Below are 18,308 nucleotides of genomic sequence, written 5' to 3'. Positions count from 1 at the left end.
CTCGTCGCTCAGCGTCCCTAGCGTCATACGCACCGTGGATCCGGGAGGCGCCGTGCAGCAGTCCGAACACCCCCAAACCGCCGTGCAGCAGTCCGAACACCCCAAGACCCTGGCCCTGTTGGCCGACTGGGCGGGCGAGCGCTACGGCGAGCGCCCGGCCCTGCGCTTCAAGACTCCCGAGGGCCCGCACTCCCTCACGTACACCCAACTGCGCACCACCGTGCGGCAGGTGGCCGCCGGTCTGATGGGGCTCGGGGTGTGCGCCGGCGACCGGGTGGCGATCCTCGCGGAGACCCGGCCGGAGTGGACGTACGCGCACCTCGGTGCGTTCGCGGCGGGCGCCGTGGTGGTGCCGGTGTACCCGACGGCCGGGGACGAAGAGGTCGTCTGGGTCCTCACCGACTCCGGTTCCTCGGTCGTGATCTGCGAGAACGCCGCGCAGGCCGCCAAGATCGACCGGCTGCGCGAACGGCTGCCCGGGGTGCGCGACGTGGTCCTGATGGGCGAGGCGGGCGAGAAGGACCTCGCCCTGCTCCGGCTGCCGGACCTCGCCACCGACGAGGCGCTCGACGCCCGCGCGGACGCCCGCACCGACGACGACGTGGCCACGATCATCTACACCTCGGGCACCACCGGCATGCCCAAGGGCTGCCTGCTCACCCACGGCAACTTCGCGGCGGTACGCGACGGAACCCTCGATCTGATCCCGGAGACCGAGGGCGACTCCACGTATCTCTATCTCCCGCTCGCGCATGCGATGGCGCAGCTGGTGCAGCTCAAGACGCTGCTCAAGGGCACGGAGCTGATCTACTTCGGCGGCCGGATCGAGGACATCGTCGGTGAACTGGCCGAGGCCCGTCCGACCCATCTGCCCTCCGTACCGCGCCTGTTCGAGAAGATCCACTCGGTGGTGCTCTCGCTCGCCGAGTCCCAGGAGGGCGGCGCCGAACGTTTCGAGGAGGCGCTACGGGTCGGTGTCCAGGTCGCCGACCTGCGCAAACGCGGCGAGGAGCCCTCGGCCGACCTCCTCGGGGCCTGGCAGTCGGCGGACGAGAAGCTCTTCTCCCTCGTACGGGGAGCCTTCGGCGGCCGTCTCACGTGGGCGCTCACCGGCGCGGCCCCGATCGCCCCGGCGACCCTGAACTTCCTGCGCGCCTGCGGGATCTCGCTCTTCGAGGGGTACGGGATGACGGAGTCGGGCGGTGTCATCTCGCTCAACCACCCGGCCGCCTGCCGCTACGGTTCGGTGGGCCGCCCGATGCCCGGCTGCGAGGTGCGGATCGCCGAGGACGGCGAGGTCCTCACCCGCGGCCCGCATGTCTTCCCCGGCTACCACGCCGATCCGGCCGCGACGGCCGAGGCGCTGGACGCAGACGGCTGGCTGCACACCGGCGATCTCGGCCGGCTCGACGAGGACGGCTATCTCTTCATCACCGGCCGCAAGAAGGACCTGATCATCACGTCCGGCGGCAAGAACCTCACGCCGTCGCTCACCGAATTCGCCCTCCAGGAATCGCGGTTCATCTCGCGCGCGGTGATGGTCGGCGACCACCGCCCGTATCCGGTCGCCCTGATCACGCTGGACGAGGAGGAGGTCAACGGCTGGGCGTCCCGCGCGGGGATCACGCTCACCTCGCTCAAGGACCCGCAGGTGCACGCCTTGATCGAGAAGGCCGTCGAAACCGCCAACGCCCAGCTCGCCCGGCCTGCCCGCATCCGCGCCTTCGCGCTCCTGGACGAGGACTTCGACGTCGAGGGCGGACTGCTCACGCCGAGCATGAAGGTGCGGCGCAAGGCGGTCATCGAGCGGTACGCGGCCCGGATCGACGCGCTGTACGAGCAGAGCTGAGACGCGCCGGACGCGCAGAGCCGAGACGTGCCGTACGCGCAGAGCTAGCCGTTCGCGTCCTCGTACAGCCGGGCGGTCAGCTCGCCGAGCACGATGCTGTACGAGGTGTCGTCGGTCTCGCCGCCGCCCTCGTACCCGCCGAGCACCCCCACGAGCCGGCCGTCCCCGGTCACCCAGGGGCTGCCGCTGGTGCCGGTCGTGAAGTCGGGGCAGTCGACGCGCTGCTGGGTGCCGGACACGTCGACGGCCTCGACCGTGCAGGTCAACGGGTGGTCGAGGTCGCTGGGATAGCCGGTCACGGTGACCTTCTCACCGGTGCTGCCGCCCGAATCGACGGTGTTCGCCCCCGTGACGTCCTCGATCTCCCGGCCGTCTTGGGGCGCGAGCGTCGCGAAGGCGATATCCGCATCCTCGTCCTCGTCGTCCAGCCAGGACGCGTCCTCGTGGATTTTCTCGACGGTCCAGATCCCATAAGGAGCCTGGCCGTTGTGATATCCGGGCGCGAACACCTTTCCGTCCGCGTCCCCGAGACAGTGCGCCGCGGTGGCGATGAGATTGCGGCCCTTGCTGTGCACGACCGAGGCGGTGCAGAAATGACCGCCGTCCAGATCGTTGCTGAAGAGCGCGCCCACGTACGAGGGAATATCCGGGTCGGGTGCAGGGGCGTCCCGCACATCCGAGAGCGCGACGATGGAGACGAGCGCGGCCGCGGAGGCGAGCGCCCGTAGTTTCCACACCCATCGCCGCCGGATGACGCACTCCTTGCTCGCGAGCTACTTGATGTTCTCGCCCACGAGCTCGGTGAACTGCTCGGGCGAAATGGACTCGATCCCCTTGCCCGAGTTTACCTGGATCTTTTTTCCGTCGATCAGGAACGTCGGCGTTCCGTTGATGTCCTGCTCGTAGAACTGCTGTGAGACCTTCTCGACCCACGGCATATACGTGAGTTCCTTGACGGCCTTGTTGAATGCGGGTGTCCGCAATCCATCGACCTTGTCCGCGAGTTCGAGCAGTGTGGCGGTCGAGCCGAACTTGTCGTCCGACTCCTTCTCGGGGTGGTTCGCGTACAGGACATTCATGTATTCCATGAATTTCTCGGGGCTCTCGTTCACCGCGGCGCCCAGCGCGTTCAGCGCCCGCTTGGAACCCTTGCCGCCGAGCGATCCGTCGAGGAAGGTCGCGAAGTGGTATTCGATCCGGTACTCACCGTCATCGGCCTGCTGCTTCATCGTCCTGCCGAGCCCGGTCTCGGCGCCCGCGCAGTAGGGGCAGCGCGGATCGAGCCAGACGGTGAGCACATGCTCGCTGCCGGCCTTCCCGTACGGGACGACCACGCCGTCCTTGCCGGTGGTGTGGGCCGGCCGCACCAGCGGTCCCTCGGCCGCCGCGGCGTCCGCGGTCGGCTGGGTGACGTACCAGGCGACACCGCCGACGAGGGCGAGCGAGGAGACGATCGCGGCGGACACGAGCACGCGCCCGCGCACCTTCGCCTTGCGGGCCGCGGCCTCCCGCTCCGCCTGCAGCCGTTCCCGGGCCGCCCTCTGCCGGTCCTTCTTGCTGCCGCTGCTGCCGCTCATGCGTGTGCCGGTCCCTTTCGCGATGCAGTACGCGTTCACCGTAAGAAGGGAACCGGCCCGCGCGGCAGGGCAGTTCGGCCCGCAGTGAAGGGGCCTTTGACCTGGCCGTACGCTGGACGCAGCAACGGTGGGGGCCGTTGGACACCAGAACATCCGGGGGGATGGGCATGACTATCGGCGAGAGCGTGCCGCTCGGGAGCTTCGGCCCCAGGACGCGCTGGACCTGGCTGAGCATTGTGCGGCACGGGCTGCTGTTCGTGGCGGGCATCGTGCTGTACGGCGTGATCTACACGGCTGTGTCCGGGGAGCTGCCGGTGCTGGCCGAGCTGCTGTTCGTGCTGGGGCTCGCCACCGTGTGGATCGGCGTACCGTCGGCCGCCGTGCTCGCCCTGATCGCGGGCCGCCGCGGCGCCATGCGGCCCTGGGTCTTCCGGGCCATGACGGCCGCGCTGCTGGTGCTGGTGCTCGCGCCGGTCGCCGCCGCCTTCTGGGATGTGGAGCCCGCGGTGCCGCTGGCCTTCGCCGGCGGTCAGCTCGCCTATGCGCTGCTGCTCCTGCCCGTACCGAAGAAGTAGGCCCGGCAAAAGGCAGGAGCCCCACATCCCCGCCGAGGCGGGGAGGGGGCTCCTTGGGTACTGCAATCCGTTGCCCGGCCAGGGCAGGCCGGGCGGGATCAAGCGAATGTCGCCCGAATTAGATCGGGGTGACGTTCTCCGCCTGCGGGCCCTTCGGGCCCTGCGTGACGTCGAAGTTCACGGCCTGGTTCTCCTCGAGGGAGCGGAAGCCGGACGCGTTGATCGCGGAGTAGTGGACGAAGACATCCGGGCCGCCGCCTTCCTGGGCGATGAAGCCGAAGCCCTTTTCAGCGTTGAACCACTTCACGGTTCCGGTAGCCATAAAGCCCTCCTATGGGCCAAAGGGTGTCCCTGCTCCCAGAACCCGCGAGTGTCACCACTACTGCAAAAGTCTGAAAACGACGAGAGCCCGCGGTTACATGCTCCGCAGGCTCTGTACTGCAAGGGAAACCAAACTGCAACTTGCGCCGAGCGTAGCACGCAGTCTGTGGGAAGCGATAGAGGGCAAGATCACGTCACTCGTATGTTTGACAGGCGCCGCGCATGCGTTGACGAAACTGTTACGTATCGGATGAAAGTGGACAAGTCTGAAGGCCGGGGCCGCCCCGGGCTCCGTGCCGCGCGGCACCGGGTCTAGCCTCGCGATGTGGACAATTCTCCCCGCAGCCGGCCACGAGTCGGTCACATCCAGTTCCTGAACTGTCTGCCGCTGTACTGGGGCCTTGCCAGGACCGGCACCCTGCTCGACCTCGAGCTCACGAAGGACACCCCGGAGAAGCTCAGCGAGCAGCTCGTACGCGGCGATCTGGACATCGGGCCGATCACCCTCGTCGAGTTCCTGAAGAACGCCGACCAGCTGGTCGCCCTGCCGGATATCGCGGTGGGCTGCGACGGCCCGGTGATGAGCTGCGTGATCGTCTCGCAGCTGCCGCTCGACCGGCTCGACGGGGCGCGGGTGGCGCTCGGCTCCACCTCGCGCACCTCCGTACGCCTGGCTCAGCTGCTGCTCGCCGAGCACATCGGCGTACGGCCCGACTACTACACGTGCCCGCCCGACCTCGGCGTGATGATGCAGGAGGCCGACGCGGCCGTCCTGATCGGGGACGCGGCGCTGCGCGCGAACCTGCACGACGCGCCGCGGCTCGGTCTGCAGGTGCACGACCTCGGCGCGATGTGGAAGGAGTGGACCGGGCTCCCCTTCGTCTTCGCGGTCTGGGCGGCCCGGCGCGACTACCTGGAGCGCGAGCCCCATGTCGTACGTCAGGTGCACGAGGCATTCCTGGCCTCGCGTGATGTGTCCCTCGAAGAGGTCGCGAAGGTCGCCGAGCAGGCGGCGCGCTGGGAGAGCTTCGACGCCGGCGTCCTGGAGCGCTACTTCACGACGCTCGACTTCCGCTTCGGTCCCGACCAGCTGGCGGGCGTCACCGAGTTCGCCCGCCGGGTCGGCCCGACCACGGGCTTCCCGGCGGACGTCAAGGTCGACCTGCTGGGGAGTTAGCCCGCCACCGGGCCCGGGACGTACTTGCTGATCTTCTCCAGGGGACCCTGGAAGAGGGCGGCGCCGTACTTGTAGCCGTCGTGTCCGGCGTTCGGGATCATGTGCAGGTCGATGGCGACCGGGCCCTTGTCGTACATCGCGATGAAGCCCTTGATCCGCTCGAGGTCCTTCGCGGGCTCCTTGTCGCCCATCAGCATCGTGATGCGCACCTTGGTGGGGCCGCCCTTCTTGATCAGGTCGGCGGCCAGCTGCTCCGGGTTGTCGGCCTGCTTCTCCTTCTCGTGGCCCTTCCAGAGCGGCGAGTCGGGGAAGGTGTCGGGGCCGCCGGCGATCGCGAAGCCGAACTTGTCCGGGTGCTGCAGCGCCATCTTGATGCCGATGTAGCCGCCGGAGGACGAGCCGAAGAAGCCCCAGCCCTCGGGGGACTTGTACGTGCGGAAGTTCTCCTTGACGAGGTTCGGCACGTCCTCGGACATCCAGGTGCCCATCTTCGGCTGGCCCGGGATGTCGGCGCCGTCGTAGTAGTGGTCCCGGTTCGGGTTCTGGACGGGCATCACGATGATGTACGGCTTGCTCTTCCCCTGGGCCGCCGCCTGCGCGACCTTCTCCTGGAGCGAGAAGTCCTTGCCCCACCAGTAGTTGTTCGGGTAGCCGTACGAGCCGGGCAGCGCGATGAGGACCGGGAAGGCGCTGTTCGCGTACTTCGGGTCCTTGTACTCCTTGGGCGCCCACACCCAGACCTTGCCGTCGAAGCCCGACTTCGCGCCGTGCAGGGTCGTGACGCCGATCGTCGTGCCGTCGGCGAGCGTGCGCTGGGTCTCCCAGTCGCGCGGGTTCGTCGGCAGCTGCACGTCGCCGGCCGGATTGGCCTTGGCCTGCTGGATCTGTCCCGTACCGCCGAAGCTGACCTCGTCCTTCTTGTCCATGCCCGGCCGCAGGACGGCGACGAGGGCGGCGGCGATGGCGAGGGTGGCGATCACCGCCGTGATGTAGGGGCGCTTCAGGCGGTTCATGGGCTTCTCCGGCAGGGCAGGGGACGTTGATTTTCCGGACAGAAAGAGGCAAAACGGATAGATCGGGTTGCCTGTGACGGAAGGTGATCCGGGCCACTGCGCCCGCACTCTTCGGGCCTACGCTGCTGGGTAGCGCATCGCGGCCGGGAAGGCCGGTGCGTCGAGGGCCAGTGACATCCGGGGGAGGCCGACACCATGCAGCCGCTCGAAGCGGGGGAACCCGTCACCATCGGCCCGTACCGGCTGCTCGGACGTCTGGGCGCGGGCGGGATGGGGCGCGTCTATCTGGGCCGCAGCGCCGGCGGGCGGACCGTGGCCGTCAAGGTCGTGCATCCGCACTTCGCCCTGGACGAGGAGTTCCGCGCCCGTTTCCGGCGCGAGGTCGACGCCGCCCGCAGGGTGGGTGCCGCCTGGACCGCCCCCGTGCTCGACGCGGACGCGGAGGCCTCCGTGCCGTGGGTCGCGACCGGCTATGTCGCCGGGCCCTCGCTGTCGGACGCGGTCGGCGAGCGGGGAGCGCTGCGGTCGCTGCCGGATCATTCGGTACGCGTGCTCGGCGCCGGGCTCGGCGAGGCACTCGCGGCCGTGCACGCGCTCGGCCTGGTCCACCGGGACGTCAAGCCGTCCAATGTGCTGCTCGCGCTCGACGGCCCGCGCCTGATCGACTTCGGTATCGCCCGCGCCACGGACGGCACGGCCTCGCTCACCTCCACCGGCGTCTCGATCGGTTCGCCCGGCTACATGGCACCCGAGCAGATCCTCGGCAAGGGCGTCACCGGCGCATCGGATGTCTTCTCGCTCGGCGCGGTCCTCGCGTACGCGGCGACCGGCAGCGCACCCTTCACCGGTGACTCCTCGGCGGCGCTCCTCTACCAGGTCGTGCACACCGAACCCGAAGTCGCCCTGCCCGGCGGCGACCTGCGCGAGGTGATCCTCGACTGTCTGGCCAAGGAGCCCTCGGCCCGTCCGGCCCCGGCGGAGGTCGCCCGGCGGCTCGCCCCCGCCGGTGCGGCCGATCTGGCGGCGGCGGGCTGGCTGCCGGGGCCGCTGGTGGAACAGGTCAGCCGAAGTGCCGTACGCCTGCTCGACCTGGAGCCCTCGTCGGATGCCTCGGGTCCTGTGGCGTTCAGCAAGCCCGGCGTCTTCGGGCCGCCGGACCCTACGTATGCGGCCCAGGCCGTGCACGCGGCGCAGGCCCCCGAGGACCGGCAGCCCGCGCCGGCCGACACCGCACCGCCGCCCGGCAAGGTCTCCGTCTCGATGACCGCGGCGAGCACCGAGGGGGACAACGGGCGCGGGCGCAAGGTCAGTTGCACGCTCGCCCTCGCGGTCGCGAGCGCCGTCGCGGCGGTCACTCTGGGCGGGGTGTTCGTCTTCAACATGCTCCCCGACAACGGCAAGGACACCGGGGCGGGAGGCGGGACGGACCAGGAGGGCAGCCCGCCGGCGGCCTCGCAGTCGGCCGAGCCCGGTGACAACGGAGGCGGCTCCAGCGACCCCGGACCGGGACTCGACGAGATCCCCGAGCGCTATGTGGGTGCCTGGCAGGGCAAGGCGCAGATACTCGAGGGCCTGCCGGCGGGGACGGTCAAGGTGACCGTGAAACAGGTGAAACCGGGTGCGGAGCTGGGCAGCGCGAGCATGACGGACGAGCTCGGCCTCAGCACCTGCACCGACATCCTGATCCTGAAGTCCGTCACGGACAAGGAGCTGATCGCGACGGGCAAGGCGAAGAACAAGAACGACTCGCGCTGCACGCAGAACGACCACACGGTGCGCCTGACGCCGGTCGGCGACGACCTCCAGTACTCCTCGGAGAATCCCGAGGGAGGCAACGCGCAAGCCCGGCTTTCGAAGACCGGCTAGCCGGGGCCCGGCCCCCGGAAAGGTCCGGACCCCCCTGGCGTACGCTGGATCGGTCCGTCCTCCACGTCCGAAAGGGACCAGCCGGTGACCGAGAAGGCCGCACTCCAGTCGATTCTCGACCGCGCCGCCGAGGGCGGTCGGATCACCCCGGAAGAGGCCCTCGACCTCTACCGGCACGCGCCGCTGCACGCGCTCGGCGCGGCCGCCGACGCCGTACGCCGCCGCCGCTACGCGGGTACGGAGCACATCGCGACGTACATCATCGAGCGGAACATCAACTACACCAACGTCTGCGTCACGGCCTGCAAGTTCTGCGCCTTCTACGCGCCGCCGAAGGACACGGACAAGGGCTGGACCCGCGACCTCGACGACATTCTGCGCCGCTGCGCGGAGACCGTGGAGCTCGGCGGTACGCAGATCATGTTCCAGGGCGGGCACCACCCGGACTTCGGCGTCGAGTACTACGAAGAGCACTTCTCGGCGATCAAGAAGGCCTATCCGCAGCTGGTCATCCACTCCCTCGGCGCGTCCGAGGTCGAGCACATGGCCCGTATCTCGGATGTCTCCGCCGAGGAGGCCATCCGCCGGATCCACGCGGCCGGTCTCGACTCCTTCGCCGGCGCCGGCGCCGAGCTGCTTCCCGAGCGCCCCCGCAAGGCGATCGCCCCGCTCAAGGAGTCGGGCGAGCGCTGGCTTGAGATCATGGAGATCGCCCACAACCTGGGCGTCGAGTCCACCTCGACCATGCTCATGGGCACGGGCGAGACCAACGCCGAGCGGATCGAGCACCTGCGCATGATCCGTGACGTGCAGGACCGTACGGGCGGCTTCCGCGCCTTCATCCCGTACACGTACCAGCCGCAGAACAACAAGCTGAAGGGCCAGACGCAGGCCACGCTCTTCGAGTACCTGCGGATGATCGCGATCGCGCGGCTCTTCCTCGACAACGTCGCGCACATCCAGGGCTCCTGGCTCACCACCGGCAAGGAGGTCGGCCAGCTCACGCTGCACTACGGGGCGGACGACCTCGGCTCGGTGATGCTGGAGGAGAACGTGGTCTCGTCGGCGGGCGCCAAGCACCGCTCGAACCTGCACGAGATCATCGAGATGATCCGCACCGCGGACCGCGTGCCGGCCCAGCGCTCGACCACGTACGAGCACCTGGTCGTGCACGACGACCCGGCGAACGACCCGGTCGACCACCGCGTGGCCTCGCACATCTCGTCCACGGCGATCGAGGGCGGCACGGCTCATCCCGAGCTCAAGCTGCTCTCGGCCAACTGAGCGCGCCTTGCTGACCCTTCACGCCACGGACGACGGCTCGGTCCTCGTCGACGGTGACACCGTCGCGGCCCTCGGGCCGTTCGAGGACCTGGCCGCCGCCCACCCGTCCGCACGGGTGCGGCGCTGGCCGGGCATCCTGACGCCCGGGCTGCTCAACCCGTACGGCCCGGAGATCCTCGAGTCCACGTACCATCCGGATCCGCGCGAAGCCGGTACGTACGGCACGACGCCGATCGGCGGCGCCCGCGCCCGGGAGATCTTCCTCGCCGAGCCCGCGCGGCTCGGCCCGAGCGCCCGCCGCGGCGTCCAACGGCTGCTCGCGCACGGCACGGTGGCGATCGGGGGCGAGCTGAAGTCCAAGGCCGCTCTCGACGCGGCACGCGGAGCGGGCCTGGCCTTCGGCGGCCGCCCGCCCAAGCTCCCCGGCCCGGTCTCCCTGTCCCCGAAGCCGCTGGTGCTGCTGCCCCGGCTCGCGGTGGGCGGCCCGGCCCGCTTCGCGGTCTTCGACGTCCCGTCCCGCGAGGAGCTGGTACGCCTCGGCTCCTCGACCTGCGTGGCCACGGTGATCGACGGACGGTTGCTGTACCGGGGGCGGTAATCCAGCCCCGCCGGCGTTTGAGGCGATCCGAACGAAGTTCGGATGCTGGGCCGGGGCGGAGCCCCGATGGGGAACAGGACCCCCCACCTGAGAGGATGCAGAAGTGACCCGCGCATCCCTGGACAAGCAGCCGCACGAAGTCGCCTCGATGTTCGACGACGTCGCGGAGAAGTACGACCTCACCAACGACGTGCTCTCCCTCGGTCAGGACCGGGTGTGGCGCAAGGCCGTCGCGCAGGCGGTGGACGCACGGCCCGCGCAGAAGGTGCTCGATCTCGCGGCCGGTACCGCGACGTCGAGCCTGCCCTTCGCACAGACCGGCGCGTACGTCGTGCCCTGCGACTTCTCGCTCGGCATGCTCCGCGTCGGCAAGCGCAACCACCCGCATCTGCCGCTGACCGCGGGCGACGCCACGAAGCTGCCCTTCAAGGACGACGTCTTCGACGCCGTCACCATCTCCTTCGGCCTGCGCAACGTCCAGGACACCGACCAGGCCCTGCGCGAGCTGTACCGCGTGACCAAGCCCGGTGGCCGGGTCGTCATCTGCGAGTTCAGCCACCCCACTTGGGCGCCGTTCCGCACCGTCTACACCGAGTACCTGATGCGCGCGCTGCCGCCGGTCGCGCGGGCCGTGTCGTCCAACCCCGACGCGTACGTCTATCTCGCCGAGTCCATCCGCGACTGGCCCGACCAGCCCGCACTCGCCGCGAAGCTGGGGGCCGCCGGCTGGTCGAAGGTGGCCTGGCGCAATCTGTCCGGCGGCATCGTGGCGCTGCACCGGGGCTTCAAGGCCTGAGCGCGGCAAGGACCGGAAGGACCGAGCCCATGCCGTTCGCACACGACGCGCCGAAGGCCGGGACGTATCTGCCCGTCCTCGAGGAGATCGCCGCCGAGATCTCCACGATGCCCGGCCGCGGCCGCTCCGCCGACTACATCCCCGCGCTCGCCTGTGTGGACCCGGACCGCTTCGGCATGGCGGTCGCGGATCTCGACGGCGGGGTGTGCGGGGTGGGGGAGTGGCGGACGCCGTTCTCCACCCAGTCGATCACCAAGGTCTTCGCGCTGGCGCTCGTCCTCGCGCACGAGAGCGGTGCGCTCTGGGAGCACGTGGGGCGCGAGCCCTCCGGCAACCCGTTCAACTCCCTTGTGCAGCTGGAGTACGAGCACGGCGTACCGCGCAACCCGTTCATCAACGCGGGCGCGCTGGTCGTCACCGACCGGCTGCAGACCCTCACCGGCGACGCGAGCGCCGATCTGCTGGACTTTCTGCGGGCCGAGAGCGGGAACACGGGGATCGGCTTCGATCTCGAAGTCGCCGCGTCGGAGGCCGCGCACGGCGACCGCAATGCCGCGCTCGCGCACTTCATCGCTTCGTACGGTCACATCCGCCAGCCGGTTCCGCCGCTGCTCGACCACTACTTCCGCCAGTGCTCGATCGAGATGAACTGTGCCGATCTCGCCCTGGCCGGAGGCTTCCTGGCCCGACACGGCGTGCGCGCGGACGGCTCGCGGCTGCTCAGCCGCAGCGAGGCCAAGCAGGTCAACGCGGTGATGATGACCTGCGGGACCTATGACGCGGCGGGCGAGTTCGCCTACCGGGTCGGGCTGCCCGGCAAGAGCGGTGTGGGCGGCGGCATCGTCGCGGTCGTGCCCGGGCGGTGCACGGTGTGCGTATGGAGTCCGGGCCTGGACGAGCGCGGGAACTCGGTGGCGGGGGTCGCGGCGCTCGACCGGTTCACCACCCTCACGGGTCTTTCGGTGTTCTGATGCCCAAGGGGTGTTCGGTAAAGGCGAGTTGACGGGAACCGCGGCAGGGGCAGGCTGAGTCCGTACGGATGCGGAACACCGCTCCCGTCCCCGGATCTGACGCCAGGAGCCCGGCTTGTCCTCTCAGTGGCCACAGGGGCCTTGCCCTGCCTGCGGCACCCCCTTCCAGGAGGAGGCCCGCTTCTGCATGAAGTGCGGGCGGGCGCGAGGGGAACTCCCGGCGCCTCCTGCCGACTCGGCACCCGGCACCCCGCCGCCACCGCCGCACGCCCCCGCGCCGAGCGTCCCCGCACCGCACGCCCCGCCGCCGCCCCCCGCTCTGCCCGGCGCCCCGGCCGGGCCCATGGGGTCACCCCCGCCCGCGTACGTTCCCGCGCCCGCGGGCCCTTCGCCCGTCGGAGCCTTCCTCGGGCGTGCCTTCCGCGGCGGCTGGGCCGCGTCCGCGCAGGCCGCGCTCTGGCCCGTCGGGATGCTGCTCATCGCCTCCGCCGCGATCGCGATTCCTTCGTACGGGCAGGAGGACGAGGTCGTCGTCTCCTTCACCGACCGCTTCCGCCTCGTCACGGCGCTGCTGCTGCAGGGGCTCGGCGGCGGGTTCGAGGTGAGCGGGCCGGGCGAGGACTCCAACTCCTTTGGATCCGGCGGCGATTCGGGTCTCTTCGAGGGCGGTGGAGGGGACTCCGGTACCGCCTCGCTCTCGATGGTCCCGCTGACGTTCACGGCCCTGTGGATCGTGGCCCTGCTCATCGGCGTCCGCATGCTGCGCGCCCGCCAGGCGTTCGCGCCGCGGACCTCCCGTACCGCGGGTCTCGAAGCGGCCGTACGGATCGCGCTCCTCACGTGCGGTGCGGTCCTGGTGCTCGCGCTGTTCGCGGCGCCCACCATTGACGGCGTCGAGGTGTCCTCGGCCCCGTTGCTCTCCGCGCTCGGCGCCCTGGGTCTCTCGCTCGCGACGGCCGCCGCGCTGCTGCACCGGGACGATCTGGCGCAGTGGCTCGCCGTGCGCCCAGGTGTCCAGGCCTTCGTACGGGCCGGGGCAACCGCCCTGCGCGCCCTGGCTGTCGTCCTGGCGCTGGGCGCCCTCGTCGCGTATCTCTGTCTCGCCGCCCAGGAGGACATGGAGAAGGAGGGCCTGCTCGTCCTGCTCGCGTTCCTGCCCAATCTGGGCGCCGCGGCGGTGGGTCTCGGCTGGGGCGGTGCGCTGGAGTTCAGCGCGCGCGGCAGCAGCGGCTTCTCGGGCGGTACGGAGTCCGAGACCGTCGATCTGTCCGAGCTCGCCGATCTGACCAACGACTGGGCGCTGGTCGGCGGGCTCGCGCTCGGCGCGGTGTGTGCGCTGACGGTCGGTGTGCTCGCCGCTCGCCGCCACGCCGGGCGGGGCGAACAGGTCCTGGTGGCAGGGCTGTTCTTCGGGGCCCTGCTGGTCGTGGGCGCCGTGTCCGGGCTGGCTGTCGAGGGTTCGTCCAGCGAGATCGCGGAGCTCAGCGGCGAGGGCAGCTTCGAGGCCGGCCTGAGCATCCCGGAGATGCTCCTCTTCGGACTGCTGTGGCTGTCGGCGGCCACGTTCCTCGGGCCGTACGTGCTGCGGATGACCGGCAACGGCAGCGTGCCGCCCGCGCCTTACGCCCCGCCGACGCCTCTGTACGCACCGCCGGCCACCGGGGCGCCCGCCGCTCACCCGGTGTACGAACTGGGGGTGCTGGGGAGCCCGGCCGCCGACCAGGACGTACCCGACACCGCGCGGCCGCCGGGACAGGACGCCCGGGCCGGCCAGGACGAACGGGTGCCAGGCCAGGACGGACCGGTGCCAGGTCTGGACGGACAGGTGCCCGGTCAGAACGGACCGGTGCTCGGCCAGGACGGGCAAGCGGCCAACCCGCAAGGGCAAGCGCCCAACCCGCAAGGACAGGCACCCCACCCGCAAGGTGCGCCCCCGGCGGGCCCGTACACCCCCTTCGCCGCCCAGCCCACCCAAGTCCCGTCCGCCCCCGAGGCGTTGCACAGCCACGGCTACGGATACCCGCCCCCTGCGCCGAACCCCGCCGGACCGGCCCCGCAACGCTCCCGCGTCACGCTCTGGATCGTCACCCTCACCGCCGCGCTCGCCCTCGGCGGTGGCGCGACGGCCGGTTTCCTGCTCCTGCAGAACGAGGACGGCGGGGGTCCGGGTACGGACGATGCCAAGCCCTCGGCCCCGGCTTCCCCGTCCCCCAGCGCCGAGCCGCCCACCACCGAGCCGCCCACCACCGACCCCGTACCGTCCGAGACGCCCGCGACCGACGCGTCCGGGAGCCCCACCGCGGGAACCGACTCGCGGATCGTCACCGACCCCGCCGGCTTCTCCTTCGCGGTCCCGGACGTCTTCAGCCGCGTCGGCGAGGAGAACGGGCAGATCACCTATGCCGGTTCGACCGGGTTCGGGCACTTCCTGATCGGTGTCGTCCCGGACGCCGCCGTCTCCTCGTACGAGAACTTCCGGACCATCGAGAAGAAGTCGCAGAGTCAGCCCGACTACCAGCGGGTGCGCCTGGAGGAGAACACCTTCCGCGGACTGCCGGGCGCCATCTGGGAGTACACGTACACCGAGAAGGAGACCGGCCGCACCGTGCACGCCATCGACCAGGGATACGTGGCTGAGGACGGCACGGAGTACGCCATCTACTTCACGGACTACGAGGAGAACTGGGAGCTCGGAGGTCAGGAGATCTTCGACGAGGCGCTCGCGACCTGGCGCCTGACGAACTGACACCCGGCGCACGGTCTGCCGTCAACTGAGGCCCGCCGCCCGGAGGTTGAACATCCGGGCGGCGCCCTCACGGCACCGGTTCACCGCACGGGCAGGATCCACTCCCCGCTGCCGTCGGGCTCGTCCAGCTCCCGCTGCATCCCGCCGTGCGGCGGGCGGGGCGTGCGCGGTTCGCGGACCCCGCTGCCGCCCTCGCCCTCGTCGGTCCCGAAGTCGAACCAGAGCGTGACGACCGCGCCGAAGGGCACCCGTGCGCCCGGCTCGGGGAACTGCCGTACGACATAGTCGGTGACCATGAACGGGAAGTCGGGCTCCTGCGGAGCGTCGACCAACAGGCCGACGAGCGCTGCCTGTTCACGTACGTCCATCGCCATCTGACCGACGAACTTCGGGACCGTCACTTCGGGTTTTCTGCGCAAAGCCGTCACCCCCAGGCGTACCGGAAGGGTAGACGGCAACCGGTCCGACCGGAAGGCGGCAGACCGGTCACAGCGGGCCCCGGGAAGCGAGCGGGAGGTCAGAGCGGCGCGCGGAACCTCACAGCGCCGAGCGGAACCTCACAGCACCAAGCGGAACCTCACAGCACCAACCGGTACCGATGCCCGCGCTTGTTGCCCACGGGCGTCATGAACACCTCGGCCAGTTCCATCCCGAGCCGTTCGATCACGGCGATCGACCGGTGGTTCTCGGCGTTGACCATCGCGACGACCTCCGGCACACCCGCCGCCTTCAGGCGTTCGAGGGTGGTGAGCGCGGCCCCGGTCGCCAGGCCCTTGCCCCACGCGGACCGGCCGAGCCGCCAGCCGATCTCTATGGCGCCCACCGGGCCCCACTCGGGATGCGGCCAGGGCTGCGCGCCCGTGAAGCCGGCCACCCGGCCGTCCTCGTCGAGGATCGTCCAGAAGCAGAAGCCGAGTTCGGCGTCATGGCGGCGCTGGCGGGCCGTGAGCTCCTCGTACACCGACACCTCGGCGGACTTCCCGCCGTGGAACTCCATCACCTCGGGGTCGTCGAACACCCGGTGCCAGACGTACGCGTCCTCCTCGGTCGGGACACGCAGACGGTCGGGGGGCAGGGGCACGAGCGATCTGGGCGTGGGTGGTGTCATGCGGGCGGCCCTCCGATTCGTGATCAAGCGGCCCCCATAGACTGCCCCTGTCCAGTGCTGTTCAGCACGCAGATTCTTTACGCCAGGGGAGAACCCGCCGTGACCGAGCCCCTCTCCGAGCCCGTATCCGACGCCCTCACCAAACCCCTGTCCGAGAACACCGCCGATGTCATCGTGGTCGGAGCCGGACCGGCCGGAGCCACGACGGCGTACTACCTGGCGAAGGCCGGACTCGACGTCCTGCTCCTGGAGAAGACCGCGTTCCCGCGCGAGAAGGTCTGCGGCGACGGCCTGACCCCGCGCGCCACCAAGCAGCTGGTGTCGATGGGCATCGACATCTCCGAGGAGGCCGGCTGGCTGCGCAACAAGGGGCTGCGCATCATCGGCGGCGGGGTGCGGCTCCAGCTCGACTGGCCCGAGCTCGCCTCGTATCCGGACTACGGACTCGTCCGCAAGCGCGACGACTTCGACGAGCAGCTCGCACGCCAGGCGCAGAAGGCGGGCGCGCGCCTGTACGAGCGCTGCAACGTCGGCGCCCCGATCCTCGACGACCGCACGGGCCGCATCACGGGCGTGCACGCCAAGCTCGGCGAGGAGAAGAAGGAAGTCACCTTCCATGCACCGCTGGTGGTCGCCGCGGACGGCAACTCCACGCGGATCTCGCTCGCCATGGGTCTGCACCGCCGTGAGGACCGCCCGATGGGCGTCGCGGTCCGTACGTACTTCGAAAGCCCCCGCCATGACGACGACTACCTGGAGTCCTGGCTGGAGCTGTGGGACAAGCGCGGTCCCGGCGAGGACCGTCTCCTTCCCGGCTACGGCTGGATCTTCGGCATGGGCGACGGCACGTCGAACGTCGGCCTCGGCATCCTCAACTCCTCGAAGGCCTTCCGCGAGCTGGACTGGCGCGAGGTCCTCAAGGCCTGGTGCGCGTCGATGCCCGAGGACTGGGGCTACACGCCCGAGAACATGACGATGCCGATCCGCGGCGCGGCCCTGCCCATGGCCTTCAACCGCCAGCCGCACTACACGAAGGGGCTGCTGCTCGTCGGCGACGCGGGCGGCCTGGTGAACCCCTTCAACGGCGAGGGCATCGCGTACGCCATGGAGTCGGGCCAGATCGCGGCCGACGTCATCGTCCAGGCGCACTCCCGCCAGACCCCGTCGCAGCGTGAACTGGCCCTGCAGCGCTACCCGAAGATCCTCAAGGAGACCTACGGCGGGTACTACACGCTGGGCCGCGCGTTCGTGAAGCTGATCGGCAACCCGAAGGTCATGAAGATCGCGACGCAGCGGGGCCTGACGCACCCGATGCTGATGCGCTTCACGCTCAAGATGCTCGCGAACCTGACGGATCCGTCGGGCGGCGACGCGATGGACCGGATCATCAACGGTCTGTCGAAGGTGGCCCCGAAGGCCTGACCGCGGGCGCGGCTCAACCGACGGCAGGCGCGGGCCAGGGCTCCAGAGCGACGACGGCTTCCGTGGGGATCGGACCGTAGACGTGCGGGAACTCGGGCCCGCCCGGCGACGCGGCCTCGTACCGCACGGGAGCCGTCAGCCGTCCGGCCTCGACGACCAGGACGACCAGCTCGCCGTGGTGCGGGTCCTCGCCGTACAGGAACCGTGCCACGGCCGGGAGCTGCTGCCGGGTCGAGCAGTGGATGAATCCCTCCTCGGCGAGGGTCCGGCCGCGGGTGGACTGTTCGTACGAACCGGTACGAACGGCCTCGTCCCACAGCGTGCGTTCGGTGAGGTGCAGGAGCTCCGTCATGGCGGCCGAGCCTAACAACGGCTCCGGGGGCGGGTGGACGAGACAAGGGGTGGGACTGTGAACGAGGCGATACCGGACGGCTCCTGGCAGCTGGAGCCCCGGGTGGGCGGCGCGCTGGCCGGGCGCTGGTGGCAGTGGGCGCTGTCCGCGCCCGATGAGCTGAGCCCGGTCCGGGACGAGACGGGAGAGCACGCCGCCTGGAACCAGCCGGACGACCTGTGGTTCCTGGCGGGGACGTACGGGGGCAAAGTCGTCCGCACCTGTGCGATTCCGGCGGACCGGCCGGTGTTCTTCCCGGTCTTCAACATCCAGACCGTACGGGGCCGGATCGACCAGGAGCCGCCGAGGATGCCCGTCGCGCGGGCCGAGGCGTGGCTCAACGGCGTACCGCTGCGACTGGCGCAGTTCTCCGGGCAGTTCGGCCCGGACGGCGGGCGCCGCCACACCTGGGGCCTGTGGGGCGCGCTCGCCCCGCTGCGCCCCGGCGAGTACGTCCTGGAGATCAAGGCGGACACGGGCAAGGGCTTCTGGGTGGACACGGTGTACCACCTGACCGTGCCGACGAGTTGAGCCGTATGCCAGGGTTGGCGCCGCTTCACTCGGTATGACCCGATACGGAAAGGCGAAGGGCCGCTGCACCCCCGAGGGTGCAG

18 protein-coding genes are annotated in these 18,308 nt (G+C 70.3%); 11 read left to right on the top strand and 7 right to left on the bottom strand.

The features are described 5' to 3' along the window. Window positions 1–52: 52 nt before the first annotated feature. Window positions 53–1,849 (top strand): AMP-dependent synthetase/ligase, encoded by a 1,797-nt coding sequence (locus JAO81_RS16060; protein ID WP_307813415.1) that lies wholly within the window; start codon window positions 53–55, stop codon window positions 1,847–1,849. 44 nt (window positions 1,850–1,893) lie between these two features. On the opposite strand, the gene JAO81_RS16055 is transcribed toward JAO81_RS16060, so the two are convergent. Both JAO81_RS16055 and JAO81_RS16050 read right to left on the bottom strand, forming a co-directional pair. Then, window positions 1,894–2,586, bottom strand: coding sequence for a trypsin-like peptidase domain-containing protein (locus JAO81_RS16055; RefSeq protein WP_307813413.1), 693 nt, complete (start codon window positions 2,584–2,586; stop codon window positions 1,894–1,896). Window positions 2,587–2,622: 36 nt separating this feature from the next. Next, window positions 2,623–3,426 (bottom strand): thioredoxin domain-containing protein, encoded by an 804-nt coding sequence (locus JAO81_RS16050; RefSeq protein ID WP_199548530.1) that lies wholly within the window; start codon window positions 3,424–3,426, stop codon window positions 2,623–2,625. Window positions 3,427–3,593: 167 nt separating this feature from the next. On the opposite strand from JAO81_RS16050, the gene JAO81_RS16045 reads away from it, so the two are divergent. After that, the gene (locus JAO81_RS16045) at window positions 3,594–4,001 is read left to right on the top strand and encodes a hypothetical protein (RefSeq protein ID WP_199548529.1); all 408 of its coding nucleotides are present in this window, start codon (window positions 3,594–3,596) and stop codon (window positions 3,999–4,001) included. A gap of 118 nt (window positions 4,002–4,119) precedes the next feature. Here the strand turns inward: JAO81_RS16045 and JAO81_RS16040 are convergent, their stop codons facing one another. Beyond that, window positions 4,120–4,323 (bottom strand): cold-shock protein, encoded by a 204-nt coding sequence (locus JAO81_RS16040; protein WP_052580872.1) that lies wholly within the window; start codon window positions 4,321–4,323, stop codon window positions 4,120–4,122. A gap of 324 nt (window positions 4,324–4,647) precedes the next feature. Here JAO81_RS16040 and JAO81_RS16035 point away from each other — a divergent pair, with 324 nt between their 5' ends. Then, window positions 4,648–5,499 carry a menaquinone biosynthetic enzyme MqnA/MqnD family protein gene (locus tag JAO81_RS16035; protein ID WP_199548528.1) on the top strand — a complete coding sequence of 284 codons (852 nt, stop codon included), beginning with the start codon at window positions 4,648–4,650 and terminating at the stop codon, window positions 5,497–5,499. Here JAO81_RS16035 and JAO81_RS16030 read toward each other — a convergent pair. Then, the gene (locus JAO81_RS16030) at window positions 5,496–6,512 is read right to left on the bottom strand and encodes an esterase family protein (RefSeq protein WP_199548527.1); all 1,017 of its coding nucleotides are present in this window, start codon (window positions 6,510–6,512) and stop codon (window positions 5,496–5,498) included. The two genes, JAO81_RS16035 and JAO81_RS16030, sit on opposite strands and share 4 nt — an antisense overlap. Window positions 6,513–6,707: 195 nt before the next feature. Here JAO81_RS16030 and JAO81_RS16025 point away from each other — a divergent pair, with 195 nt between their 5' ends. From JAO81_RS16025 to JAO81_RS16000, 6 genes are all read left to right on the top strand, one after another. Beyond that, window positions 6,708–8,378: a serine/threonine-protein kinase gene (locus tag JAO81_RS16025; protein WP_199548526.1), complete on the top strand. Its 1,671-nt coding sequence runs from the start codon at window positions 6,708–6,710 to the stop codon at window positions 8,376–8,378. 84 nt (window positions 8,379–8,462) lie between these two features. Next, window positions 8,463–9,662, top strand: a complete 1,200-nt coding sequence (mqnC, locus tag JAO81_RS16020; RefSeq protein WP_199548525.1) for a cyclic dehypoxanthinyl futalosine synthase — start codon at window positions 8,463–8,465, stop codon at window positions 9,660–9,662. Window positions 9,663–9,669: 7 nt separating this feature from the next. Next, window positions 9,670–10,260: a hypothetical protein gene (locus JAO81_RS16015; RefSeq protein ID WP_199548524.1), complete on the top strand. Its 591-nt coding sequence runs from the start codon at window positions 9,670–9,672 to the stop codon at window positions 10,258–10,260. 103 nt (window positions 10,261–10,363) lie between these two features. Next, window positions 10,364–11,056: a demethylmenaquinone methyltransferase gene (locus tag JAO81_RS16010; protein WP_199548523.1), complete on the top strand. Its 693-nt coding sequence runs from the start codon at window positions 10,364–10,366 to the stop codon at window positions 11,054–11,056. A gap of 29 nt (window positions 11,057–11,085) precedes the next feature. Further along, the gene (locus tag JAO81_RS16005) at window positions 11,086–12,027 is read left to right on the top strand and encodes a glutaminase (protein WP_199548522.1); all 942 of its coding nucleotides are present in this window, start codon (window positions 11,086–11,088) and stop codon (window positions 12,025–12,027) included. 343 nt (window positions 12,028–12,370) lie between these two features. Then, window positions 12,371–14,773 carry a proline-rich domain-containing protein gene (locus tag JAO81_RS16000; protein WP_199548521.1) on the top strand — a complete coding sequence of 801 codons (2,403 nt, stop codon included), beginning with the start codon at window positions 12,371–12,373 and terminating at the stop codon, window positions 14,771–14,773. Between the two features lie 80 nt (window positions 14,774–14,853). On the opposite strand, the gene JAO81_RS15995 is transcribed toward JAO81_RS16000, so the two are convergent. Next, window positions 14,854–15,174, bottom strand: a complete 321-nt coding sequence (locus JAO81_RS15995; RefSeq protein ID WP_307813412.1) for a PASTA domain-containing protein — start codon at window positions 15,172–15,174, stop codon at window positions 14,854–14,856. A 176-nt stretch (window positions 15,175–15,350) separates the two neighbouring features. After that, window positions 15,351–15,881 (bottom strand): GNAT family N-acetyltransferase, encoded by a 531-nt coding sequence (locus tag JAO81_RS15990; protein WP_199548519.1) that lies wholly within the window; start codon window positions 15,879–15,881, stop codon window positions 15,351–15,353. Window positions 15,882–15,980: 99 nt separating this feature from the next. On the opposite strand from JAO81_RS15990, the gene JAO81_RS15985 reads away from it, so the two are divergent. Beyond that, entirely contained in the window at window positions 15,981–17,303 is a 1,323-nt protein-coding gene (locus JAO81_RS15985) for a geranylgeranyl reductase family protein (protein ID WP_199548518.1), read from the top strand. Between the two features lie 13 nt (window positions 17,304–17,316). Here the strand turns inward: JAO81_RS15985 and JAO81_RS15980 are convergent, their stop codons facing one another. Further along, entirely contained in the window at window positions 17,317–17,655 is a 339-nt protein-coding gene (locus JAO81_RS15980; protein WP_199548517.1) for a DUF952 domain-containing protein, read from the bottom strand. A 57-nt stretch (window positions 17,656–17,712) separates the two neighbouring features. On the opposite strand from JAO81_RS15980, the gene JAO81_RS15975 reads away from it, so the two are divergent. Then, window positions 17,713–18,225 carry a hypothetical protein gene (locus tag JAO81_RS15975; RefSeq protein WP_307813409.1) on the top strand — a complete coding sequence of 171 codons (513 nt, stop codon included), beginning with the start codon at window positions 17,713–17,715 and terminating at the stop codon, window positions 18,223–18,225. The last annotated feature ends 83 nt before the right edge of the window (window positions 18,226–18,308 follow it).

Origin of the sequence: Streptomyces sp. N35, from assembly GCF_016464295.1 — a bacterium.
In the GTDB taxonomy this organism is placed as follows: Bacteria; Actinomycetota; Actinomycetes; order Streptomycetales; family Streptomycetaceae; genus Streptomyces.
This window is presented reverse-complemented; position numbering and strand designations above follow the sequence as displayed.